Here is a 24,736-nt window from a genome sequence, read left to right as displayed (position 1 = left end):
TACGACCGATAAGGCATGTGTAAAGAAAAAAGCCTTCGTTTTAGAGGTGACCATTTAATAAGTTGCAGTACATAAAGTATGATAACCCTCTCGCGGCCCATAATAATCCAATTGATTCGTAGGCACTCCTGATGAAGTATAAGGCTCTTACCAGTTCGTTTTTCCGCTCTTCCTTAAACAATTTTATAAGACTACGACCTAAATAGTGAATCGCTTTTATATTTCTTCCTTTCTCTAATTGGTTTAGACCAAAATTGTATAGTCTGTCAGCGGCTGCCAAATCGCCTTTCCTTTGCGTGTCAATTTCAACTATTATATTGATAAGATCTTCATATTCTGGATGCTCACCGAAAATATCTAAATTTTCTTATATCATAGTGACTACCTCCGCATTTGGAAATCCAATTAAGTGCGTTGATTCTTTAAAAACATTACTAATGGCGGTGATGTCATCGGTAAATTCCTTCCCATCAGCAGAATTGCTAAATAGGCTGTCTATTGATAGTAACATTTTAGCTTGAGCGGCAGCTGATGGATTTGTCTCATCTTGTGAAAAGTCGGTCAGCCATTCTTTCAACGAATCCATCTTTTGTTCAACATAATGTTCCGGAACACGGTATTGGCTCTTACCTACCATCAAAAGCATGTTCAGATTGTGGAATCGTTGCAACGTTGAAATATTTTCTGATACTGCTGCTATCTTTTTAAGCGAATCATAGAGTTCAATAAAAGTTTTATAATCTTCGAACCAAAACTAAGTTGTCCATGTTAAATGATACTTAACTGAAAAAAGGAGTTCTGGCGATGACAATTTCTCTGCAATTCGGACTGCCCGACCAAATAGCCCTTCTATTTCATACCTGGTCTTTTCCATACCCCTGGCAACTAACGCGGCAGATAATGCTTTAGACACAATTGTTATAGTAATGATAGCATGGCTTAATGCGTCCTCAATTTCTTTATTTAACAGAGACAGTTGCATAGAGCGCTCCGCGTCATTTGGTCCTAGGTTTAAAGTTTCTTCCAAGCCTTCACCAAGCTTCAATTCCTCTATCGCAATATTTTCTCTGTTATTCGTAAAGACCCTATCTAAAATCCAAGTTCTATCATGAATGACGATTGGTAGGCCAAATTCCTTGGTAAGTTTATCCTCTACCTCGGCACGAACTTTATCTCGTACAAATTGATTCGTGATAAAAATTATTTTGGAGTAACCCCGGTTTGTACCTACAATACCATCGACATCGCTCTTTACTTTGCTACGCCAGTCTTGCTTCGAACTGATCGCAATAGCCCATTTCGAGCCTGCTTCATCCCCCAGACCTTCCCAATAATTCAATGAGGTAAATTCGGATACAGGGTAGGTTTCCGAATCGGCTTTGCTATCCCCTCCACCGGTCGGGCCGGTTTGAGGCAAAATGTTTGAAATTCACTTTCAAGACTGTTACTGGTTATTGTATCCAGTTTGTATTCCAGTATAGACCTATTAAGTGAGCTCTTTCCTACAAGAGTGGAATCCGAAAAATTCTCGGGCCGGCGGGCCTTCATAAATTGCTTTGGAGATAACATTGTATTATGAATTTAGTTAATGCAGTACAGGGCAAAAGCCAGCTTTGGCCTCATACAATCCATTATAAATTCAATATACTGATTAATATGAATCAGGCAAAGCCACTGCATGGAAAGTCCTATAAGTATTTCGTTACTTTATGTTTGCGGCGTTAAGGCAGGCGGCTTAAACCGATTTATGACAAATTATGTTATATTGCAAATGCCATAGATATATATATGATGATTTGTGACAAGGTAACTTATCAATATTTATTGTACGTAATTCACCATTAAATGCCATTTCAGGTAAATACAGAAATTGATCTCACCCCGGACACTCAAAGCAAGTATCTAATTTCAGCTCAGCATCGAATGGTAGGACATCCTATAAAGTCGATCTGGACCATCAGTTATGACGAAGAAGTGAGATGCTTTTTGAATTCGCGGGTATCCAACTGGTTTGCGCCGACCCATTACTGGGGTTTGCACGTCATCGGTAGCCAAATAAATGTACTTGGGTATAATAATCTACGTGAGGAACTTAAAATTGCCAAATTCGTAGGATCGAGTAGTGACGTTTGGCATGGCTATCCTGCTGACTATCTTCATAAAAAGCACGATATACCACACACGAATGTTCTAACGATTTGGAGAGGCTTAGGATATATCGGTAAATCTACTTTAAACAAGTTAAGAAGAGGAATACCATGCAACCTGTAAAAATTACGATATCGGGGGATTACATTGATTGCCAGATTTATCGTGGAATATTATACCTCTGGACGTTAGATGGATCAATACTCGTTTATAAATGGAACGAATTGGTTGAATCGTTTGTCGATGACCCGGCAAATATGATTGCGATGTCTTACTTCTTTTTAGAAAGCAATTATATTTATGACTACCATTTAAATAAGCTGTTTAAAGATCTAAATTTCAGAGAGCTACTTAAGGAAAAGTTTTCGGTGATTGATGGGGCTTACAGTTTGAGCGAAGAACAGGCTTCCCGGTTTTTAATCAAAGAGCAGGATACGCCTGATAGAGTGATTCCTGTTGACACTGAAATTTACAACAACACGCTTTACTATATTAACGAGGCCGGACTGCATTCAGCAACAGTTAATCGCCCTAGCAAATCGAATAATCCAGTTAGCTCCCGTCCTAGGAAACTATGGGATTGCAGATTGTTATCTATTAAAGCCAATAAATATCCTCAAATAGCGCTATCTGCCGGAGAAGAGGGTCTATACGAGCTTAATAATGTCGAAGAAATCAGCTTTGATAGTCTTCGGCGTGCAGACAGTCTTACACCTATATACAAGATAAGTGGGCGCCATTCATCATTTGCAAACTATTCCTATTTAAGTATTTACAATACATCACTTATTGACAGTTCCTATTTAGCTGTATTTAAGTGGAATCTCCATGACGACAACTTCTCCTCCAAACGACGCGCCAAGCGTAGGTTTGACGGTACTATTCCAGAGGAAGAACTTTTTGGACAGAGAGTGAATGACCAATATTTAAGTTGGGGCGTACAGGATAAGATCTACCGAGCGACAGATTTTGGATTTGAGATTGTGAAATTTGATAACGGTACCGCCAACAATGGACCGTTTTGGCGCCAGTTAGACAGCGTGCACTTAAAACCCTGGAAGGGAAGGGTAATTGGTGGCGGGGCGGCTTATTTTGGGACAATCATAGAGTGCGAAAACGCTCTGGTGATTATGCTCAGCAACGGAGAGATACTAACGATTACAGGTCCGATTACTCGATGGCGTGTTTATCCACGTTCAAACAATTACGAAAATCAGCTTCATGTTATACTGGATGATCGCATAGAAATTTATTCATTTAACCACGACTATTTCGTTAATCAGGAACACAAAGATTTTGGCATCGAATATACGCCTGAAGCACACTCTAAAAAACGGTGGTAGTAGTTATATAAAATCAAGAGTGTAAACAGCCCTTTTTTTGGAAATACATGGTAAGTTTAGAATAATTCAATTAATGTACTTTTAGAAACTTAATTGAATTAATAATTTATTTACAGTGGACTTACATATATTTGAAATAACCTGCAATATTAACATATACTAAAACGTCATGATTGAATATAGCATCAATCACATCTTGTCGACAGAAAAAATAAAGAATCACTTCTATGCAGACGACGAGTTCGTAAAGTTCTTTATTCATTGGGCAACCGACATTTTGAAAGAAGGTGGGTTTGACACTCCACTATACCATCTTTATTATGCGACTATTGATGTCATCGGGTATCCCCCGCATCAAGGCAAATTTAAGCCTAAAATGCTTGTCTTGAAATATGTTGAACCCGAACCAGACTATGATGACGAAGACTTCGATATTTTAGAATACATAGAAGGCAGAGTACAGGAGAAGCGTGTTGCCGTACCAGACTACAAGGAATTTGTGATTAATAATCCTACATATCTTGAAGAAAACTACGTAAGTGGATACATGATGCCGAAAATTAGTTTCGAAATATTTCGCAAAGAAGACATACGAAGTTATAGTGGTCTTGCTGTTCGGAAAAAATGGGAAGGATTGCCCTGACACACTACAGGTAATATGTAATATTAAGTATCAGTTTGATTCCAACAACTGCTCCACAACTTTTGGTCTTGATCCGGATCCTGGGCGACGAGATAATGACAAGCATAAATGAAAAAAATTTGATAATCTATTGATTATCAAATTTTACAAATGCCCAGTAGCAAAGCGTTTTCTAACCAAATAGTATTGATAATGAAAAGATTACATTAATAGAAGACCCTATTGTGAAGTAATCATTCTATGATGGCTAAATAGTTTCTTTTAATCCATCCTTGTCTATTTTCAGGTGTGATCACCTCTGCCCATTCGTTGTTGATTTGCATTGTTTTTACAAATGAACATTTTACCAGCGTAGATCTAATTGGGGCACTTTCATTTGCCGCTGCTCTTAGTCTTATGCCATCGGCATTTATGACTCTGTATAAGGTTCTGGCGAGTTCAGCACATTGACCATTAAATACTATTCTTCTGAAATCCTCTTGCCCTCTGCTTGCATCCGTTGAGCGTACAAATATTTTTATTGTTATACCAGACAGACCTAACGGATTAATTATGTAACCCGTCATAGGATTTGGGGTGTTGCTATAGATTCTAACAGAACCGTGATGGAAGTAGTCTCCGTCTTCCCAATGCAAAGGATACAATTGATTGTTTAACTTTTGAATTTTATGGAAGCCAGATCTTCTGGTTGTCCGGTATATTTACTCCCATCGATAAAAGTGAATTCAAACTCATCGCCCCAGTAAAGTTCCATGAGATCAGTTTTTCTTCCGGGAATTGATGTCGATTCACGTCCGTCTAAGTTTAATACACAATCATCGCATTCCCTTGGTATATTGGCTGCTAACCTAAATGCTGCTTCCAGGCCCTCGCAATTACTGCCTATTATTTGGGATGTTGCATCATTTACTGTTGCTGCAATCGAATCCCGCAAAGTTGTTAGTTGAGTTAGCAACTTTTTGTTTTCTGATTTCGATTCTTTTTGCTCCTGGTAGTTGTCGATCTCCTTGGTGATACCAAGGACGAATGCAGCCAATAAACAAAACAGCAAAACCCATACTCTTTCCGTTATTCGTTTTATTAATGGTGCTTCTCCTTCTATCCAAGTATCCCCTCCAAATGCTGCCAGAGTTGCAGTTAAGCCAAAAATTGCCAATAATATGTTGATTGCCACCATAGAATTTCGATTTTGCGGTTTATAGGTGTAACCTGATGAGTAGCTTATATCAATACATAAAGGTCCTTATATCAATCGTGAGCAACAATACAAACTAGTTTGTATTTTAGTGAGTATACGCTAGCCGCTTCGCCTAGAAACCTGGGCATATAGGAGATCGGAATTGTTTAAATTGGAATGTTACAAGAAACCGACAAATGCAACTTTGTATATTTGCTATACGATTTTTTTGTGACCTAAATATGACTGTGCAGGCTCTTATAAGTTAGGCATTCTTAAAAACCGAAACAAATGAATAAGTTGGGAAGAAATGACCCTTGTCCTTGCGGGAGTGGAAAGAAATATAAAAAGTGCCATATGGATCAGGATACTAATGGTATTATGGCTAGTTATAAAAAAGAGCCTGAAAATTTTCAGGAGATGGTGGATCAGTTTAGTGCCGGGCCTATCGTAAGGCAAATCGGCGTTTTACAGTTGATCCCTGACAATCATGGCTATAATGAGGTGTTTGAAGAATTGGCCAGGGCAGCCTTGATAGCGAGAAAGAAGAAGGATGTTGCTCCTTTTGCATTATACCCTGTTTCTACAAAGCTGATAAAGGAAGCAGGTGATGCATCCATACTTGATGAACCTTCCAACTCCTTTACAGAGTGTGCCGTATTTTCGGAAGGTAATTATGTGGTTTATCCAGGTATTGCGCAGAGTGGTACGGATATACTCAATCAATTACTTGAATGCATTTTCATAGATGATAATAAATATCCTGAACAGTTCAAGAAAAAGGTTCATGGCGCAGTTAATTTGCTGTTGTTAATGAGCGATGCTGTTGCCAGCAAAATGGGTCATGAAAGGTATATTCAGGTGGAAATGGGAGAGGATATCGAAATACCAGATAGGGATAATTTAGCTAAATACTCCATGCATCTCAAGTTTTCTGAAGATTCGATTAAAGGCCTTTGCAATAGGTATGGTTTTGACCCTGTTGTATTACAAGATTTTATAGTGCAGGTTGGAGATCCAAGGTTGAAGGAAGAGAATCCTGAAAAGAATCTGGTTATTTTTAAACCGCTTGCCGTATTTGAGGATGACTATTTTCTTTACATGCCTACTACCGTAGTAAGCAGCCTGATAGATTATATTAAAAGAAAGGCGAAGGAGTTTGGGTGTAATGATGAACTGGTCGACCACCACTACCAGCACCAGTTTAAACAGGCCAGTATAGCCCTTTGGCATATGGGATGGGTGGCAACGAATATTGTACTACCTCCAGATGCAGACAAGCTGCCGATTACGGAAACGGTATTGCAGATAGATAATAATAAATTGGGTTACCTGTGCTTTATGCATACCGCAGAAGGTAATGCCATTGACCTGACAAAGAGGACTCAACAAGTGGTTGAATTCCTTGAGCAGTTAAATGAAGACCAGCCTTTTGAAGTGCTATCCTTATTTATTCAGGCAGAAACAGGAACAAATTATATGGGTAGTTACCCTGTACTTTCAGGTTGGCATCAAACTCTTTCACTTGCGTTTAATGAGCTGATAGCCATAAGTTATACTGAAAGTACGGATGTTCTAACGCTCTGGAAATTTGCCAAAACCTATCACCGTACCAATAAAGCAACCAATATAATAGCTGCGGGAGGTATTCTTGATGCTTACGCAATATACGAACGCAATAACGGGAGTTTGTTGGATTCTGCTAAAAAAATGCCCGCGGGTACATTGATGTTTATGCTGCCGGGCAGTTCAAATAATTATATAAGACATTCCCAGAAAAAAAGAGATGAGCATGCGGCGAGGTTTTTTATCAATGGCAAGCCTGGCTATATAAAAGTTTACAGGCACAATCAATATGCTCCAATTTATAAAATGAAACAAATTCACCAGGACCATCGCCTGGTGATTGAGACGTTTAAGATGCCTATTTGGGTAACAAACTACCAGGCAACAGATTCTAAAAAGCTGCCGTGGGCTCATGATCTTTGCGAAGCAGTGGCATTTTGGTTGTTCCAAATGAGAGATAAACTGGCAGTTCATTTCAATGTACTGAACTACATTGCATTTGAAATTGAGCTGGTAGTAGATCCGGAACTTATAGAGGCTGAAACCTTTACCTTAAAAGAAACAGACACGGATCAGATTAGTCTAACACTAGAAATAGCCCCTCCCCGGATCAAGGTAAAGATACCATTTGATTTTATGTATCTGGTAAGGTTGGCCGACAACCGCGCTGACAAACTGTTGATGAATACCGTCCTGGAAGGTATTATCCAGTATGTTCATGAATCTGGTAAAACTATATCACTGACTAAGGAAATGGCATATGATATAGTAGATAGGACATTGCAACCTTCTTATGCTAAGATGGTACTGTTTAGCGATGTAAGTTCTAATGTAAAAATGGACACTCGTGGCCTTCCTCCCTTGAGATATTTACAGGAAACTGACATTTCTTACGTTCTTGATAACCTGGTTAACTGGTTGCCCTCAGGATATACCGTTCCCGAAAAGATCATTGATGTTAAAGAAAAAATAAAGCTTTGTGATAGTATTGTTACTGCTTTACTAGCAAAGCTTACAGAAAACCTTAAAAAGTTTAATGGGAAACAGTTGCTGGAATGGCTAATACGCGACAATGAAAAAGCTATTCAGATACGTGAGATGCAACATATTGTGATTCCGGCAAAAATTGCCTGTTTCAGCAACTTAAAGCAGGAGGTGGAAACACTAAAAAGCAAAGAGGAGAACCTGGTTACTAAATCGCATGCTTTACGGACTTTAATAGAGTTTGTTGCAAGTGCTGTACCATCGGGCACTAAATGGCCTAATATGGATGATATAGATGAATTACTGGCCCTTACTAATCAGTTAACAACATGGGGAGCATTAAGCGAAGCAATGCGTTTTGGTATTACCGATCCGGAAATGGGCCTGTTGCCATCAGGCAGGATTGGATCAGACAAAACATGGGAAAGGCAAAACCTTACTTCCTACAGCGCTGCAAAAGTAGAAGCTGATGTTTTCAAATATGTTGAAAATTTTGCCAGCCGTTTTCAGTCCCTGGAAAAAAGCCCAACAGCCAAAGATGGAGTAGATGCCGCGCTTGACGAGGCATTTTGGGAACAGTTTGGTATTTCTTTTACCAATTTATCAGAGATAACAGGTGTTTTATTAAAAAAGGGATTTAATGACATTACACCCTGTACCCGCCTTAGAGAAGATGAACTTATAGCACTTATACAAAAAGAATATCAGTCATTATCAAAGGATACAATTCTAAGTGGAATAAACCTGATGACTATGCTTTCAAGAACATCATTAGGCACGCCTCCTGCTGGCTATACTTCACAAGATATATTTCCATGGCGCTATTCCAGACAATTGTCCTATCTCAGAAGACCACTAGCTAAAGTGACAGAAGACGGGGAAACCATCTATTACTACGGTTACCGTCATCTGGATATGTTCTTTGACAACCTTCTGTATTTATTATATACTGGTAAACTGCCAGAAACAACATCTGAAAAAATGGATACGTGGATCGGCAGTATCCTCTCCGGTAAGGGTAGGCCTTTCCGGAATGAGGTAAAAGACTGGTTTAAAGCTAATACCATTTTTGAAGTGATAGAGTATGAGGTTAAAATGGAACCAGATGGGCATATCAACACAGAGAAAGATTATGGCGATATTGATGTTATGGTTATAGACCATGAACATTTTATTATTTATTCTATTGAGTGTAAAAACGGTGCGGGAGCCAGGAATATTCATGAAATGAAAGTAGAGCTGGATCTTTACCTGGGCAGGAATGGAAACGATAAAAAAGCTAAAATAAAGAAACATGCGGAGCGGGACGTCTGGCTCAAGGCTCAACCTGAGGCCATGGCAAGATTTGTAAAAGAGCCGTCTAAATACAAAATTGTGTCTGTTATTGTTACTTCTGATGAAATGTCGATTACACATCTTGCAGGAGAAAGGGTACAACTTCCTATAATTTCCTTTACAACATTACGTAAGGACGGAGTTGCTTCGTTGCCAAAGTAATATTTCAAGCACAACTATTCATTAAAGCTTTATTACTACTTCGATGTAGTGCGAGGACGCCTTCAATCATGCTGGCCGGCAATGGCAGTTACCACCTCTACTTGGCCAAGTAAAATGAAAAGGCCCCCGGTTTAAACCTTTAGGATGTTACCAAGCCATTAACGGTGAGAAGCCGGGCAAAATATAGTCCCAGGACGTCCATCGGGAGCAAAAGTGCTAAATAGAAGGAAAAATTCGATACATTTATCTGTATAACCCTTTTTTAATGAAAGTTGGCATTAACCAAAACGTATCCCCGATAAGAATGGGGATTTATATTGTACCCGAATCCGAAGAAAGTTTTAAAGAGGCCATTGAAATTGGATTTAGCTATTGGGGAGGGCTATTTTCCCCGATCCTGCCATTTTATGAGGAACTATCTGCGGAATACAGAAAAGAGTTTGAAATTAACATACCTACGCTTGAATTTTACGAAAATTGCATTGATAACTACGATGTAGATATAGTTGTGTATGATGGCACGTTGGATAAATCTATGGTGGAAAAATATGCAAAGGACAGGCCTATAGTATCCTTTACTGAATATGTGAACCAGTCAAAAATATCACTCGACCATTTTGGAATAAACATTACGCATATTGGGGATCACCTTGCTGATAAAGAGTTTAAGTTTGTGCGAAATGATAAAACCAAGTTCGCAATTCCTGAAATAGAAAAGGACAATTTGTTCTTTAAAACCTGGCTGTGTAGCCTGCCTTCAAACATTGAAGACCATCTTTGTGCAACATTTACCCAGTGCAGTTCCCTCATTAAACCTGCCGTAACCTGGGACAACATTGTAGCCTACAGAGAGCAGAGAGCTCCTGACCCGCTTCTTCTAAATATGTACATGTTAAAAGGTATAAAAAAACAATGGCTCCCTGGCAGGCGGATCGTTTATTTTTTTCAGTCGAAACGGCTACAAGATTTAATGAATTTCTGGAATCTGCGAGCTGCTGGCTGGATCGTTAAACCAATGCCGGTTGATAGCCCCAATAATGAATTGCATTATACGTTTTTGACAGAGCTTTATGAGGAGGAAATCAATGACAAGCGTAAATCGGATATTATAAGTGTTCAAAGCTTAAACGGCTATACATGCACATCTGAAGAAATTAGTAAAATCAAAGAAGGCTTTTTTAAAAGTAAACCTGAATTACAGAAGGCTGCCCTTTTCGGCTTTCAAGATTGGTTTCCCCGGTTCTGGGAGAAATATGAATTGTCAGCCGCTGATGGTATCAAAAGCGCCTCGCTTGTTTCCGTTTCTCATTACGACCAATATGATACTGTTGATGGCAGTGTCTTTCTAGCGCCGCAAGAATTACCATTTGAAATACACGGAAACGGCAATGACAGATCATCTTTCAAACTATCTGCTGATGTCCACTTATTTGATAACTATTCTGAATATGCAGGATTAATCACAGACCTACCAGTTAAAAAATTCAGGTCGCTTACTACAGAAATCATGTCTTTACCTCATTGGAGGGTATCCGCTGGTATTTATCACAAACACGTATATGCCAGGAAAATAGATAAAGATGTTGAGTTTGTTCCGGTAAAGGCAATTGACTTTTTTACTTATTATTTTGACTCGAAAGGTTATCACTTAAAGGAAACGGTTAATAGCAAATTAGCAAAAGAAGTGTATAAAAACATTGGAGGTCGCTATGGCAGTTATTTCTTCTCACAAAAAGAGCGGTTAAAAATTGTTGAATTTTTTGAAGGAGGGGTACAAGTTAAACACAGCACCCTTGCCGGTGAAATACATAAACAATTAGGCGATGGTAAATATATAGACGGCTTTATTAAAAGGTTACTGGAATACAAAATAATAGAGTTCGGAACCGTTATTAATTGTAAGATCTGCGAACAAGAGGGATTTTATCTTCCTGAGCATTTTCACAATAAGCTTACTTGTCCTATGTGCAGGAATGAATTCATGCTTCCAACCGGCACACCAAAGGATATCCATTTTGCATATAGAGGCATTGGGCCATTTGCGCGTAAAAATAAAGCGCAAGGGGTAATGGCTGTTTTTGCGGCATTGCGCCTCTTTATAAACGAAATTGTCGATGAAGATAAAGTGACAGCATTATATGGCTTTGAACTAATTAAAAAGGGAAAGCACCAGGAAAATCCGGCAGAAGTTGATCTTTGTCTTTTAGTACAAAACAAGTATAACCATTACAAAAAGCCGGACCTTGTTTTCTTCGAGTGTAAAACCTATGTGCCATTTAAAGAGATTGATATTGCGCGGATGAAAAGTCTAGGGGATGAATTTCCAGGTGCGATACTTGTGTTTGTTACCTTAAACAATGAGTTGTCTCCCGAAGAAATTGCTTTGATCAGTGGATTGGTGAAACACTTTCAAACAGGCCGGGATCAAAGACCCAGAAATCCGGTACTGATCCTTACTGCTAATGAATTACTGGCAAAAGATGCGATGGCGGCGCTTGATGAGTATGAGAAGCAAATGCACAGCAGCCAATCCTATAATGACTATTTGGGCGCTTTGTGTGAGTTATCGGTCCGGAGATATTTAAAGATCATGAATTGGTGGGATCTCGATAGATATCATAGAACATTGGAATGTGCGCGGCGCCAGAATATAGGAGCCATTGTGGAATCTGTTTCTGCACATATCAAAGCTAAGGATTCTTCCCTCAAGTAATGATTTCATGAAAATGCAGTATCTATTAATTAAATTGTTTAACCGAATTTTGCTACATGAGTATTAAAGAAGTACAGCTTGCAGGTGAGCTCGCAAATTTGCTTTACGAGTTTCTGCCCGGAAAGCCTCATCCTTATGCAGATCAGTCAGTGTCTTTCCCCGGATGCGCCCATAAACTTGGTTTGGGAAAATATTGGAACAATGGTAGTAAAAGACCAGCAGTAGCCAATCTTCTTCAAAACACGCTGGAGCACTCCCGGGGACAATTTTGCAATTTAATGATCGAAATTGTCAAAAAAGCGATCCCATACCGGCTCAATAAGGGAAACCCGATCAACAGAGAGGAAATCAAAGAAGTTAACAGCAAAATTGCCGAAATAGGTTTTAAAATACCCGAACTTTGGGATAAAGCTTTTTTAGAAAGTCTTCCAAGCACCAGTGTAAAACCGTCGAACCCATCGCCTCAGGCGGTAGTAGACAATTCTCAGCTTTTGGCTGATTATATGGCTCTCGCAAAATTAGAACCGCAGGCGAGAGGATATGCGTTTGAAAAATTCCTTAACACGTTATTTCAGGCTCACAATTTGGCTCCCAGGTCTGCTTTTAGGATTACTGGTTAACAGATCGATGGCAGCTTCGAGCTGGATTCCCAAACATATCTTTTAGAGGCGAAATGGCAAGCCAAAGCCAGCAGCCAGGATGAACTTTTGGTTTTTAATGGTAAAATTGAAGGTAAATCAACATGGGCGAGGGGGGTGTTCATTAGTTACATCGGCTTCACCAACGAGGGGCTGGAAGCATTTGCGCGGGGTAAACGAACGAGTATCATTGGATTTAATGGGACCGATCTTTATTATATTTTAGAAGGAAGGATTTCACTGATTGATGCAATTAAACGTAAGGCCAGAAGATCTGTGGAAACAAATGATTTTTTTGTTTCTGTACATGAGCTTATATAATATAAGATATGAACCTTTCCTATCATAGCCAGGGCCAGAAAAGAAATCAAAAATATGTATTTCGGAGACGTCCTTTTGAACAATAAACGTCGGGAGCCAAGCTTCTGCATATTGTTGAAAGATTTCAAGTTTGGTTATGGTTGAGGAATCAAAAGGTTCCTCGTGCAAATCCTATTGATATTTGAGGTATTCGTGGATATTTAATCGTAGGTGCTTTACAGCCCCAAAATAAGATTTTTTGCCAATTCTAAACAACTTATCGGGTTGTTCTTATTTTCTATTTATGCGAATTTAATTTACTATTAAACTCCTCTCAATCACAGCAACCCAACTAATCTTGATCTACCAATAAGGTTGACGCTTTAACGCCCAAGAATTTCGCAATCTTAAACAACGTGGCAATATTGGGTTGACTATCATTCGTACACCACCGTGAAACCGTCTCAGGTTTATTTTTCAAAAAAGCTGCCAACTCCTTATTAGTCTTTTTCTTTTCGACTAGCACTATTTTTATCCTATTGTATTCTGTTTTTTTCATTCCTATATGGCTATAAGCAAATTTAACTAATTGAAAATTAGTCATTAAAGTTACTTTATAGTTATTAAATAGTCGTATTTTATCAAATAAATAACATTTAATAAAATAAAAATGATTATTATTGTTATGTAAATAGCAATAAAACCATTTTATGTTTATTTAAATCTCAATTGTATTCGCATGAAAATAATGATATTGAACAATACTTGTTAAAGAAAATTGTAATTTCGCGAACACAAAAATACTATAAGCGTGTTTGCTTTATGTCTGGTGCTGAAAACTACGACCTTTCAAGGACTCCAGGTGATAAGGTAAATCGCTCACACTATGGGTGTGGGCGTTCTTATTTGGAGTCACGGGTGTCGTAGCCCTTCAGCGCCGGTAAGAATTGCCTGCACCTTTTATTTTGCCCGTTCCTCCCAAAAACTTCCCAAAAATTTCCAGTTATCTTTTTAATATGATATCCCGCTATGGGATTAGATTTTCTATGCCTTTTACCCTCTAAATATTTTTTATGTTAGGAATTAGCACAGTATCTAAAGCCGTTCCTTCAAATGATATCCCCTCAACACATCTTTTTATAGGAATGCTTGCTCATGAAATGAGATCTCAGATTTCCGGTATTTGTACAGTTAGCAAAATGCTTTTGAGCGAGAATGATAGTAAGGAAGACAAACGTTTTTATCTTTCTCATGTTAACGCTATGAGTATGAATGTTCTGCATGTTTTAAATAACATGATGGCTACAAGCAGGTTTTATAACGATAATGTGGCAATTAAAATGGCTCCAGCTCGAATCAATATTCGCCAATGGTTAAAATTACAGATTCGCCAGTATGACCTTGTATCAACCTTGAGTTCTGTAAAAATTAAAGCTTATTTCCGTACAACAGTTCCGGATTATATCACAACAGATGAGATAAAATTAGGCCAGATAATAAAAAATCTAATCGATAACGCATTTAAGTTTGCTCCTTCCGGTACATGTATTTCTATTAGCGTCAGTTCCCTGAGCGATGGCCGACTTTTATTTCAAATTACTGATCATGGAAAGGGTATTCCTGCAGAAAAAATTCACCTTTTATTTCAACCATTTCAATCTCTTGAAGTCGGCTTTTCAGGTACAAGTCTTGGTCTTTATGTCAGCAAGTTATATGCAGCTCTACTAGGGGGCGATCTTTTACTTGGTAAGAATGATAAGAGAGGAACTTCATTTTTTTTCATGATCGATTCACAATCCAGCATAACAACTAAACATTAATTAACCAACATGGACACAATTACTTTCAAAAATCTGCCAAAGCTCCACATGAATTTACTAGGGCAGTTAGTTCAAAATATCGTGAATGCTATTAGTCCGGCAAAGATTATTTGCTACGGGTATCGTATAAATACCATAAATCATTGGAGTTGCTTTGGGGAGCCAAATATGTTTGGTGATAAACCTATTCCCACTTTCTATCTTTTGATCTTGACTAATAGCAATGAGAAGCGATCAAACCATGAAATATCTGATCTGACAGAGCAATATGCGACATCATTGGGGGCTAATGTTGCAATAATTTCCCAGGATTTGGAAACTGCTAATAATGCTTTCGAGAATAACAGCAGGTTTATATCAGCGGTATATAATCAGGGTACAATATTATTTAATATCGATGGATCTGTAATGCCGGTGGCAGCAAATGAACGTGATATTTCTGATCTGAAAGATTTGATTAATGATAGCTGGAATAGATATTTTGGGATGTCTCAGCGATTTTTAACTACAGCGGACTTTTGTTTTACTAATGGGTGGTATGAACAGGCTGTTTTTGACCTGCATCAGTCAGTAGAGCATGCTTGTGCTGCTGTACTGAGGGTTATAATGGGATTTCGACCTACTACGCATAATATATCCAGGTTGTTGGGGCTGATTGGCAATTTCTCACAAGCTCTTACAATGGTATTTCCTCGTCAGACAAAGGAGGAAACGGATCTCTTTAATATTTTGAATAGAGCATATTCAGAGTCCAGGTATAATGATAAATACGTTGTGTCTGTAGAAGTAGCAAGTATATTGAGGGTAAGGGTGGCTGATTTTTTAAGTATTGCTTCGGAGATTTATGATAAGAAGCGACTTAGCCTGGAAAGTAATCAGCCAATTAGTTTTCCATTAAAATATGATAAAAAATGAGCCGACGTAATTTCAAAAATACTGAACTCAACGAAAGGGCGCAGAAGTACCTAATTTGTATAGGAAAAAAATTATGTGATTTACGCAAGAGCAATGGAAAAAGTATAAGGGCTGTTGCAAAGGCAACAAAGATGTCTCGTAGTATTATCAGTAAATTAGAAAAAGGTCAATATGAGAACTTTGGCCTGAATAGGTTCAGTGATCTTTGTAAATACTATAACGTGCAAATGGTGGATATCGTAGAATGTGACTAGCCTTCAATATTATATTAACCATTTTTCCTGTGGCTTCAAATTGAAGTAGAAATTTTTGAATTGTTTTTAATAAGAAATCAATTCGTAATCAATAGAACATGCGTTTAGTATGTTCTATTTTTTGTTACTGAGTGTAGTGACATAAATTGACATAATTCGACAAAATTCAACATAATTCAGCATAATTCTTCATAAAACAACCTAAATGGGAAAGTGGCATTTTACGTTGGTCTACTTTTGTTTTATATATCATCAGCATGAAACAGGAAGCCCAACACCATTTACCCATTAAGCCAACATTAGATGACGCAAGACAATTGCTACAGGCAGATATATATGCTTATACAGATGAGGAAGTTACTCTGATTGTTGATTTCATATATCGATTAGCTGCCATTGACCTTACCATTTATGAAGAATCTTTAAGAAACGATACACCAGTTATTCACATTAAACCATATGATGATGATCACTCAACGAAAAGCATTCCTATATCCGAGGGTAAGCACAGACGAACAGGCTGATGGCTACAGTCTTTCTCATCAGGAAGATGTACTAATGCGTTACTGTGAAAAAGAAAACATTCAGGTTATCGGCGTTTACAGGGAAGATCATTCCGCTAAAACATTTGACAGACCAGAATTCAAGAAGATGTTAAATGTAGTCAGCAAGAACAAAGGGATTGTGGATTTGATCTTATTCTCTAAATGGGATAGGTTTTCCAGGAATGTAGCTGCTGCTTATGAAATGATCGGCAGGTTAAGGAAATATGCTGTAGAACCACAGTCTATAGAGCAGCCTTTGGATATGGAAATTCCGGAGAGTAAAATTATGCTGGCTATTTACCTGACTACACCAGAGGTGGAAAACGACAGAAGGGCGTTGAATACTTTACATGGTATGCGAAAGGCTAAGAAGGAGGGCCGGTATTTAGGCATTGCTCCATTGGGCTATAAGAATGGTCGTGATTCGCATAATAAGCCTCTCCTTATTCCCAATGAAAAGGCAGATATTGTTAAATGGGCATTTGAGGAGTTATCTAGGGGAATCTGGGATATTGACACGCTTAGACGTATGGTGAACCAGAAGGGAATAAAGATTGGGCGTAGCCAATTTTGGAGCCTGGTACGTAACCCTGTGTATTGTGGCAAGGTATTTATAGCCGCATACAAGAACGAAGCAGCGCACTGTGTAAAAGGAATCCATCAACCTATTGTATCGGAACGACTATTCGATGACGTTCAGGATGTATTAATGGGCAAAAAACGTCGGGTGAGGGTTAATGCCTTTACGGAAATCGATATTCACCTACCTCTTAGGGGATTTCTGACCTGCCAGCGTTGTGGAAAACCATTAAGTGGAAGTGGTTCCCGTGGTAATGGAGGTGTATACTATTATTACCACTGCCAGTCAGTCAAACTGTGCAAGGAGCGGTTTCGGGCTGAAACAGCCAACGAGATCTTTGTAATGCAACTCAGCAAGATTGCCGTGAATGCTCCCATCATTGACTACTACTGTCAAATCATTCGGAACTCCTTACAGACTGACAATAAGAAACAAGAGCAAGAATTAAAAAGCATACAGACCGATATCGATAAGTACTATCAAAGAATACAAAATGCGCGGTCTATGAGATTAGATGATGAGTTTACGGCTGATGAATTTAAGGACATAAAGACAGATCAACTAAAGAAGATAGAAGAGCTTGAAAGGAGGAAAACGAAGTTGCTATCAACTAAGGATAACTATCTGGAATATTTATCTTATGGAGGAGAAATCATAAAAAACATAGCCACCCGCTATATGACAGCTTCCCCAATTGGTAAAAAACAAATCATTGGTTCGATATTCCCTGAAAAACTGATTTTCTCAGAAAATCAACTTCGAACCGCCGAACCTCATGTATTGCTAGAGCTAATAACGCGGTCCAGAGCGGACCTTGACGCCTTAAAACAAGAAAAGGTCGGAGATATCTCCGACCTTTCCGCCTTTGTGCCCAGAACTGGATTCGAACCAGCACACCCTTGCGAGCGCTGCGACCTGAACACAGTGCGTCTACCAATTTCGCCATCTGGGCAACTGATTTCCGTGTCAGGGAGTGCAAATGTATAACTTTTATCAATATTATGAAATATTTTTTTATCCATCCGCCTTATTCCGTCCGCTAATGCCCGGAAACCCTTTCTCACAAAGGAAATAGCCCGGATAAATATTTTTTGGGAAGCACTCAATACATCACTTTTATCAACAATTAATACATCATCCTTGTAATACAAACAATGTTCGGCTCAGGCTCCAGAGACGAACATTGTCCCCCGCTTTTTCGCATCCCCCCATGTCTATTTCACGATTCAATGTGTCCGGTTTACGGTATAAGTGATTGGTAGTGAGTGTTGTGCCGGCGTACCTTCGAACTGTTGAAAGCACAAAACAAAAAAACACAGAACGAAAATTTACTTACCAAACTAATTTCAATAATATGAGCAACAGTATAAACTTTCTCCGCCGTTATTTTCTGGGATTGGCGTTGATCTTTGCCGCATTGAACATCGTGGGTCTGAATAATGCCAACGCACAAACGCAGACTTCCTCATTCGATCATATCAAACAGATCAAAGCTGGTGTACTGGACGTTGGTTATGCAGAAGCTGGTCCTGCTGATGGAGAGCCCGTAATATTACTGCATGGCTGGCCGTATGATATCTACAGCTATAAGGAAGTCTCTGATATACTGGCGGCTAAGGGATTCAGGGTATTGATACCTTATCTGCGTGGTTATGGTACGACGCGTTTTCTGTCAGGAGCTACTCCACGTAACGGACAGCAATCAGTGGTGGCAGTGGATATCATTGAATTTATGGATGCGCTGAAAATAAAGAAGGCCGTAGTAGGTGGTTTCGACTGGGGTGCCCGTACTGCTGATATTATGGCGGCGCTCTGGCCTGAACGTGTAAAAGGATTGGTGTCAGTAAGTGGTTATCTGATCGGTAGCCAGGCGGCGAATAAGGCCCCTTTGCCTCCTAAAGCGGAATTATCCTGGTGGTATCAGTTTTACTTTGCGACAGAACGTGGTCGTGCAGGGTATGAGGCAAATACACGTGATTTTAATAAACTGATCTGGCAGACTGCTTCTCCAAAATGGAATTTCAGTGATGCGGTGTACAATCAATCAGCAACTGCATTTGATAATCCGGACCATGTGAAGATCGTGATCGATAATTATCGCTGGAGACTGGGACTGGCTAAAGGAGAGGCTAAATATGACGATCTGGAAAAGAAACTGGCTACATCACCTGATATTACAGTACCTACGGTGACATTGGAAGGAGATGCAAATGGCGCTCCTCATCCTGATCCTTCAAAATATGCAGCTAAGTTTAAAGGTAAATATGCACACCACACACTTACCGGTGGTGTCGGACATAACCTCCCGCAGGAAGCACCGCAGGCATTTGCAGATGCAATTATTGAAGTGAACAGTTTTACAAAATAAGGTTTCATATATACGTTGGATATAGCATACAAAAAAGGAATCCGCTGATAAGGCGGATTCCTTTTTTGTATGAATATGCTATACAGCGAATCCATCAATTAGGCGTGTACAAATAACCGGATAATTTCTGCTCATGAAGCGATAATTTTTGTATTTTCAGGTGTGCCAATCCTCTTCCGCATACTACAATCTTTCCTTGCCTATCTGGTGCTTTGTGTAGCCACTTTTCTCATGCTGCGCATGGTTATTGACTATTCCAGTTTTCGTACAGATATTCATTTTCTCCGGTTCAAACAGGAATATATCAACCTGCCTTGGTGGAAAGCTGCATTTTATGTACATGTGTTTTCAAGCATATTTGCATTGGCTGCCGGACTAACACAATTCTCTGATTATCTCCTTAAGTCTTATCGCCGCATACACAGGATGGTGGGTAAGATATACGTCTTTGATATCCTGCTGGTGAACTTTCCCGCCGGATTGATCATGGCTGTTTATGCGAATGGATTGCTGCCAACTAAAATTGCCTTTATCATACTGGACTGCCTCTGGTTTTATTTTACCTATAGAGCAGTGACAGCGATCAAAAAAGGTGATGTTGCAGCACATAAACGCCTTATGATCCGTAGTTATGCACTGACTTTTTCTGCTATTACTTTACGTTCCTGGAAAATTGTGCTGATGTATCTGTTTCATCCCGATCCGCTTACCCTGTATATGATCGACGCCTGGATGGGATTTGTTCCTAATCTGCTATTTGCCGAATGGCTGATCTGCAGACGAAAGACAACTAGCGCTGTAAACTGAAGTTATAGATAAAAAGTACTACAAGAGTCCCTACAATAAACAGAAAACTAAATATAAAAGTGAGCGCCTGATAAGTACGTGGATATTTTAACCCTGCTTTCGTCGTTTTGTTAAATACAAAAAGAGAAAGAAAAAAGGCGGCTATAGTAGGTAAGGATAAACCTGCAAGGAGAATAAGTATACTGTACATATAGGTGGAGTTATACAGTATAATATTATCATAAATATGGCATACCCGGATGTTTTGAGTAGTTAATTATATCTTAAAACCGGTTACACATCGGCAGCTGATTCGGATAAAATAGGCGATTGATGGATATACGCATGCGTATTTAGATTATCAACAAAAAAAGATGCCAGTTGTTTCCGGCTCATTCTGAATGGATTCGGTCTTTTATTGTAGCTGATAACCAGCCTGCCCGGAACCGTATCATTATTAAGCGCTACTGGTCTGGCAATCGTCCATTCAACATCGGACTCTTTTAATAATTGCTCCTGCGCATGATGGTCCGCAAATACAATACTGAAGTTGGTGATCTTTATAATTAGTCGCATATACCAGGGGGCATATTTGTAAGAATCTCCAACACCAATGGATGACAAAGACAGTATCCGTTTTATACCGTATTCCCGCATACAATGGAGCGCATTTTTAATGCTCTTTTCCAACACACGTGGTGCCTCCATTTTTTTAAAGGAAAAACTCTCTTCCTGCGAAAGAGCGCTCAATAAATTGATCACATACTTACAATCTTTCATTGCTATCCGTACATCGGCAAGATTAGTAGGAGAACCTTTGATTATACGTAGTTGAGGTGATTGGATTGGTATTTTTTCCGGATTACGGACAAGCACCGTTACACTATATCCCTGTGATAATGCATATGCTGTTGCGATTAATCCCGTCCTGCCTGTCGCGCCAAATATTAATATCCTGTTTTCCATTTTTTTCTTTTGATAGATGATCATATTTCTGATGAAGTATTGCGGGTTCCAGCCACGTATGATCTGACCTGCTTTTCCCGGATAACGACGCAAAACTATTTATATTTGCCTGTCACCTGTAAACGCTAAACTTTTGGTAAGCGCTAACAAAAAGATAAGTAACGATAACTGCTGTTAAATGGAAGAGAATTGTCACCAGGATAAGGTTTGTACCAGCAAGGATTTGCTTGCTGTGCGCGATGCATTGGATGCACTAAGTGGGAAATGGAAGTTGCAGATATTGATTAGTCTGCTGAATGGCGCCAGACGATTTAAAGAAATCGCGCGTGATATAGAAGGTATCAGCGATCGAATGTTATCCAAAGAGTTGAAAGAACTGGAAGCCAATCAGCTGGTCGAAAGAAAAATGTATGATGCCTTTCCACCTGTAGTGGAATATAACACGACTGCACATACCAGATCGCTGCATACTGTTATCTATGCGTTAAAGGAATGGGGTTATCTGCATAGAAAAACAATTCTGGAGAACTGATCATTTTCAATATCTATACAATGAAGCTAATAGACAAACTCGCCTGGATTGAAATAAAGGACGGCTGTATCCTCTCTACTAAAAGTTATGGAAAGGATAAATACTACATTCCCGGAGGGAAAAGAGAAGCAGGAGAAACAGATACACAGGCACTATGTAGAGAAATAAAAGAGGAACTGAGTATTGACCTGAATGCTGACACATTGCAACTGGTAGGTATCTTTCAGGCACAGGCCCATGGACATGCGGAGGGCATTGAAGTGAAAATGACATGTTACACCGCCGACTGCGTAGGAGAGATCAATGCAGCCGCAGAAATAGAGGAGGTCAGGTGGTTACAGCATATTGATAAAGACAAGATTTCCGAAGTAGATAAACTGATATTCGATTTTTTAAAAGAAAAGCAGCTGATTGACTGATCAATGTAATTTCAGTCCCCATCATCTTCTTAATAGTTATACTACATAATAAGTATGCCGGTATTGTACCGATAATATTCCATCGTTTGAGAAACAGATATCTGCGCAATACCGGCATCATAAAGGCTTCAGCTATATCAGCGCTTGACTGTCACCAGTAAAAATGTTGCCGGAATAGACGTCTTTTCCGGATCTTTACTCCTGTTTTCCCGAACAAATAATTCTTCCAGTTCCTTTTGCAGTTCAGCTGCCCTGCCATTTTTTTCCGCCGCATCAAATGCATTCATAGTCGGACCATAAAACTGTCTGAACTGCTCTACAAATGAGGATGCAGGGAACGGCGCCTGGAATGTATAAGTATCCCTGATGCAGGAAATGTTTTCTGCTGGAATACCCGCCTGACCAAACCGTTCTTTTACATTATCTTCTATTCCCCATAAAACGGGACTGATAAATCCTTCCGGTGGAGGAGGGGTGTAAGCAGCACTGATCTTTAATATCTGCGCAACCAGTGTCGGATCACCAGGTATCCAGTTGCCCATTACGATCCTTCCGCCGGGTCGTGTGACCCTTACCATCTCTTTTGCCACATCAAAAGGTTTTGGGGCAAACATAGCACCGAAAATGCTTACAACGAGGTCGAAACCTGCGTCATCAATTCCATCCAGATGAGTAGCATCTCCTTCCTGGATAAGGATATTGGACAGGCCTTCTTCCTGAATACGTTTATTGCCTGCCGCTACCAGGTTTCGGGCAATGTCCACGCCCAATACCCTGGCCCCAAGACGGGCTGCCGGAAGCGCGGTAGTACCATCGCCACAGCCAAGATCAAGTACGTCCATACCGGGAGTAATGGCGAGTTTTGAGATCAGTTCGGTGCCGCTTTCGCGCATGGTTGCTGCAAGGCGTGTAAAGTCTCCTTTTTCCCATAATGCTTTGTTGGGATTTGTGGTGTTTGTCTGCAAAGAGGTTGTGTCGCTCATGAGAGTTTCTGTTTTGGGGGTTGAAAATTTGTGGGGTCTCAGAGAGGTAGTAAACAAACCTTTGTAAATGAGGGAAATGTTCGTGAAGGTACAAAGTTTGTTACAAACAGAAATATCCTATGTAGGGACGGTGATCCGACAGCAATGGATATGATATATTTAAAAAATTATTATTATATAAATTGAAATATTATATTTGAGTATGTATAAATCAACTATCCTGAAACTACTATTTCCCCTATTGCTGTCCTGTACAGAAGTCCCGGAGAAAAATACTGAATTGGAACAGTTGCCCGTTTACACGGATGATTCCCTGATGAGCCTTCCGGATACTACGATTACAGTTAATAACTCCGGTATTAAAACAGGAGTGACGACCCCGGATGAAGTATTAGCCTTTTCCAAAACCCTGAAAGGGATCCCGTATAAATATAGTTCCACCGATCCCCGAAGAGGATTCGACTGTTCCGGATTTATTACCTATGTATTTAATCACTTCAAAATAGAGGTGCCAAGAACATCAGCAGGTTTCACCAATGAAGGTGAAACAGTCTCGCTTGCTGAAGTAAAACCTGGTGATCTCATTCTTTTTACAGGAACCGATAGCACGATCAGGACTGTCGGACATATGGGCATCATCACACAGTCAGGTGATAGTGTTGTATTCATTCACTCTACGTCCGGCAAGGCGAATGGTGTCACTGAAACAACATTGAATCCATATTATATGGGCAGATTTGTAAAGGTGATCAGGGTTTTTCCGGGTCAATAAATAATACCTGTCATTAAAGGAGGTCGTCTTTAGCGCGCATAGCGTGTGCGAATGCTGTCTTACATTGATCCAGGAAGTTTTCCGGATCTTCAATATCTTCTTTCTTGAAAAAGTTGATCAATCCCGCGTGATCCTCTTTCAGCAGGTAATAGAATTCGATCATCGTAGTTGCCAATGCTAATATGGGTACTGTAGAAACCTCTTCTGACTCATCTGTTGTATCTTCCTCCAATTGTTCCCAGTTGGGAAATGTTTTGGACAAGTTTTCCAGGAATAATTCATACCCCTTCACATAATAATCCACCAATGAAGTGTCATATTCCTGGAGCAGCTGATAGAGATCTCCTTCCTGCAGTGCAGCATGCCTGATCCTTTCCCAGCCAACAGATAACAATGGAACATCGATCGTATCATCCACAGGATGATTGATCTTTCCCGCTATCCGGGATAAAATGTCCTGATAACGTTTATCTGTCAGCAGTTTTTTTACCTGATCTAATTCCATAAATAAAGCTGTTATTCGCAATGATATATCTGCCCGTAAAAGCGCATATTTAAAGATAACAGAAATAGGCATATACTATATCCGGTCATGCAGGATAATCTCCTGTCTACCGGTGTATATTTGCTTTAATAGTGCTTTGATAAGGGTTTGATATTTGTTATCCTACGTTAATCTTACGTTCATGAACGTAGGATTAACGTAGGATAACAAATATCAAAGCGGCATCTGGCGGATGCGAGACTATCAGAAACGACCTCGAAAAATATATCGTAACCCATGGTA

At 39.5% G+C, this 24,736-nt stretch carries 22 protein-coding genes, 1 tRNA gene and 1 pseudogene; 15 read left to right on the top strand and 9 right to left on the bottom strand.

The genetic code is table 11. The features are described from left to right. Window positions 1–367: 367 nt before the first annotated feature. Window positions 368–670 carry a hypothetical protein gene (locus BMZ72_RS09710; protein ID WP_143087655.1) on the bottom strand — a complete coding sequence of 101 codons (303 nt, stop codon included), beginning with the start codon at window positions 668–670 and terminating at the stop codon, window positions 368–370. A gap of 84 nt (window positions 671–754) precedes the next feature. Further along, on the bottom strand, window positions 755–1,417 hold the full coding sequence (locus tag BMZ72_RS09705; protein ID WP_089807700.1) for a hypothetical protein: 663 nt from the start codon (window positions 1,415–1,417) through the stop codon (window positions 755–757). A gap of 841 nt (window positions 1,418–2,258) precedes the next feature. Here BMZ72_RS09705 and BMZ72_RS09695 point away from each other — a divergent pair. Together BMZ72_RS09695 and BMZ72_RS09690 are read left to right on the top strand one after the other, a co-directional pair. Next, a complete protein-coding gene (locus tag BMZ72_RS09695; RefSeq protein WP_089807696.1) occupies window positions 2,259–3,491 on the top strand; it encodes a hypothetical protein in 1,233 nt (410 codons plus the stop codon). A gap of 169 nt (window positions 3,492–3,660) precedes the next feature. After that, a complete protein-coding gene (locus BMZ72_RS09690) occupies window positions 3,661–4,134 on the top strand; it encodes a hypothetical protein (protein ID WP_089807694.1) in 474 nt (157 codons plus the stop codon). Between the two features lie 233 nt (window positions 4,135–4,367). On the opposite strand, the gene BMZ72_RS09685 is transcribed toward BMZ72_RS09690, so the two are convergent. Together BMZ72_RS09685 and BMZ72_RS09680 are read right to left on the bottom strand one after the other, a co-directional pair. Continuing rightward, on the bottom strand, window positions 4,368–4,700 hold the full coding sequence (locus BMZ72_RS09685) for an SH3 domain-containing protein (RefSeq protein ID WP_089807692.1): 333 nt from the start codon (window positions 4,698–4,700) through the stop codon (window positions 4,368–4,370). 86 nt (window positions 4,701–4,786) lie between these two features. Next, window positions 4,787–5,311, bottom strand: coding sequence for a hypothetical protein (locus BMZ72_RS09680; RefSeq protein ID WP_089807690.1), 525 nt, complete (start codon window positions 5,309–5,311; stop codon window positions 4,787–4,789). A gap of 291 nt (window positions 5,312–5,602) precedes the next feature. Here BMZ72_RS09680 and BMZ72_RS36510 point away from each other — a divergent pair, with 291 nt between their 5' ends. The 3 genes from BMZ72_RS36510 to BMZ72_RS09665 all read left to right on the top strand — a co-directional run bounded on the left by BMZ72_RS36510 (window position 5,603) and on the right by BMZ72_RS09665 (window position 12,691). Further along, window positions 5,603–9,358, top strand: coding sequence for an SEC-C metal-binding domain-containing protein (locus tag BMZ72_RS36510; protein ID WP_089807688.1), 3,756 nt, complete (start codon window positions 5,603–5,605; stop codon window positions 9,356–9,358). Window positions 9,359–9,623: 265 nt separating this feature from the next. Continuing rightward, the gene (locus tag BMZ72_RS09670) at window positions 9,624–12,071 is read left to right on the top strand and encodes a hypothetical protein (protein WP_089807687.1); all 2,448 of its coding nucleotides are present in this window, start codon (window positions 9,624–9,626) and stop codon (window positions 12,069–12,071) included. A gap of 56 nt (window positions 12,072–12,127) precedes the next feature. Next, the gene (locus BMZ72_RS09665) at window positions 12,128–12,691 is read left to right on the top strand and encodes a hypothetical protein (protein ID WP_089807685.1); all 564 of its coding nucleotides are present in this window, start codon (window positions 12,128–12,130) and stop codon (window positions 12,689–12,691) included. A gap of 670 nt (window positions 12,692–13,361) precedes the next feature. Here BMZ72_RS09665 and BMZ72_RS09655 read toward each other — a convergent pair. Beyond that, a complete protein-coding gene (locus BMZ72_RS09655) occupies window positions 13,362–13,568 on the bottom strand; it encodes a helix-turn-helix transcriptional regulator (RefSeq protein ID WP_072363329.1) in 207 nt (68 codons plus the stop codon). A 514-nt stretch (window positions 13,569–14,082) separates the two neighbouring features. On the opposite strand from BMZ72_RS09655, the gene BMZ72_RS09650 reads away from it, so the two are divergent. The 5 genes and pseudogenes from BMZ72_RS09650 to BMZ72_RS36950 all read left to right on the top strand — a co-directional run. Next, entirely contained in the window at window positions 14,083–14,829 is a 747-nt protein-coding gene (locus BMZ72_RS09650; protein WP_089807682.1) for a sensor histidine kinase, read from the top strand. 9 nt (window positions 14,830–14,838) lie between these two features. After that, complete coding sequence (locus BMZ72_RS09645) at window positions 14,839–15,744, top strand: HEPN domain-containing protein (protein WP_089807680.1); 906 nt, start codon at window positions 14,839–14,841, stop codon at window positions 15,742–15,744. Further along, complete coding sequence (locus tag BMZ72_RS37170; RefSeq protein WP_089807678.1) at window positions 15,741–15,998, top strand: helix-turn-helix domain-containing protein; 258 nt, start codon at window positions 15,741–15,743, stop codon at window positions 15,996–15,998. Before BMZ72_RS09645 ends, BMZ72_RS37170 begins: the two co-directional genes overlap by 4 nt. A gap of 257 nt (window positions 15,999–16,255) precedes the next feature. Beyond that, complete coding sequence (locus BMZ72_RS09635; protein WP_089807676.1) at window positions 16,256–16,522, top strand: hypothetical protein; 267 nt, start codon at window positions 16,256–16,258, stop codon at window positions 16,520–16,522. Next, a pseudogene (locus BMZ72_RS36950) lies at window positions 16,458–17,369 on the top strand (recombinase family protein); the annotation flags it as partial. The gene BMZ72_RS09635 and the pseudogene BMZ72_RS36950, both read left to right, overlap by 65 nt. 622 nt (window positions 17,370–17,991) lie before the next feature. On the opposite strand, the gene BMZ72_RS09625 reads toward BMZ72_RS36950, so the two are convergent. Continuing rightward, window positions 17,992–18,075 (bottom strand) — tRNA-Leu (locus BMZ72_RS09625). Between the two features lie 402 nt (window positions 18,076–18,477). Between BMZ72_RS09625 and BMZ72_RS09620 the strand changes: the two genes are divergently transcribed. Next, window positions 18,478–19,491, top strand: coding sequence for an alpha/beta fold hydrolase (locus BMZ72_RS09620; RefSeq protein ID WP_089807674.1), 1,014 nt, complete (start codon window positions 18,478–18,480; stop codon window positions 19,489–19,491). Window positions 19,492–19,653: 162 nt separating this feature from the next. Beyond that, the gene (locus BMZ72_RS09615) at window positions 19,654–20,298 is read left to right on the top strand and encodes a DUF2306 domain-containing protein (RefSeq protein ID WP_218155225.1); all 645 of its coding nucleotides are present in this window, start codon (window positions 19,654–19,656) and stop codon (window positions 20,296–20,298) included. 273 nt (window positions 20,299–20,571) lie between these two features. Here BMZ72_RS09615 and BMZ72_RS09610 read toward each other — a convergent pair whose 3' ends face one another. Continuing rightward, window positions 20,572–21,336 (bottom strand): NAD(P)H-binding protein, encoded by a 765-nt coding sequence (locus BMZ72_RS09610; RefSeq protein ID WP_255373158.1) that lies wholly within the window; start codon window positions 21,334–21,336, stop codon window positions 20,572–20,574. A gap of 85 nt (window positions 21,337–21,421) precedes the next feature. Here BMZ72_RS09610 and BMZ72_RS09605 point away from each other — a divergent pair, with 85 nt between their 5' ends. Further along, window positions 21,422–21,775: a winged helix-turn-helix transcriptional regulator gene (locus tag BMZ72_RS09605; RefSeq protein WP_089807670.1), complete on the top strand. Its 354-nt coding sequence runs from the start codon at window positions 21,422–21,424 to the stop codon at window positions 21,773–21,775. Window positions 21,776–21,795: 20 nt separating this feature from the next. Next, complete coding sequence (locus BMZ72_RS09600; protein ID WP_089807668.1) at window positions 21,796–22,194, top strand: NUDIX hydrolase; 399 nt, start codon at window positions 21,796–21,798, stop codon at window positions 22,192–22,194. A 137-nt stretch (window positions 22,195–22,331) separates the two neighbouring features. On the opposite strand, the gene BMZ72_RS09595 is transcribed toward BMZ72_RS09600, so the two are convergent. Next, window positions 22,332–23,177: a class I SAM-dependent methyltransferase gene (locus BMZ72_RS09595; protein WP_089807666.1), complete on the bottom strand. Its 846-nt coding sequence runs from the start codon at window positions 23,175–23,177 to the stop codon at window positions 22,332–22,334. A gap of 202 nt (window positions 23,178–23,379) precedes the next feature. Here BMZ72_RS09595 and BMZ72_RS09590 point away from each other — a divergent pair, with 202 nt between their 5' ends. Then, window positions 23,380–23,949, top strand: a complete 570-nt coding sequence (locus BMZ72_RS09590; protein WP_089807664.1) for a C40 family peptidase — start codon at window positions 23,380–23,382, stop codon at window positions 23,947–23,949. A 13-nt stretch (window positions 23,950–23,962) separates the two neighbouring features. Here BMZ72_RS09590 and BMZ72_RS09585 read toward each other — a convergent pair whose 3' ends face one another. Beyond that, the gene (locus BMZ72_RS09585) at window positions 23,963–24,454 is read right to left on the bottom strand and encodes a hypothetical protein (protein WP_089807662.1); all 492 of its coding nucleotides are present in this window, start codon (window positions 24,452–24,454) and stop codon (window positions 23,963–23,965) included. Between the last annotated feature and the right edge of the window lie 282 nt (window positions 24,455–24,736).

This window comes from Chitinophaga sp. YR627 (genome assembly GCF_900114995.1).
Lineage (GTDB): Bacteria > Bacteroidota > Bacteroidia > Chitinophagales > Chitinophagaceae > Chitinophaga.
This window is presented reverse-complemented; position numbering and strand designations above follow the sequence as displayed.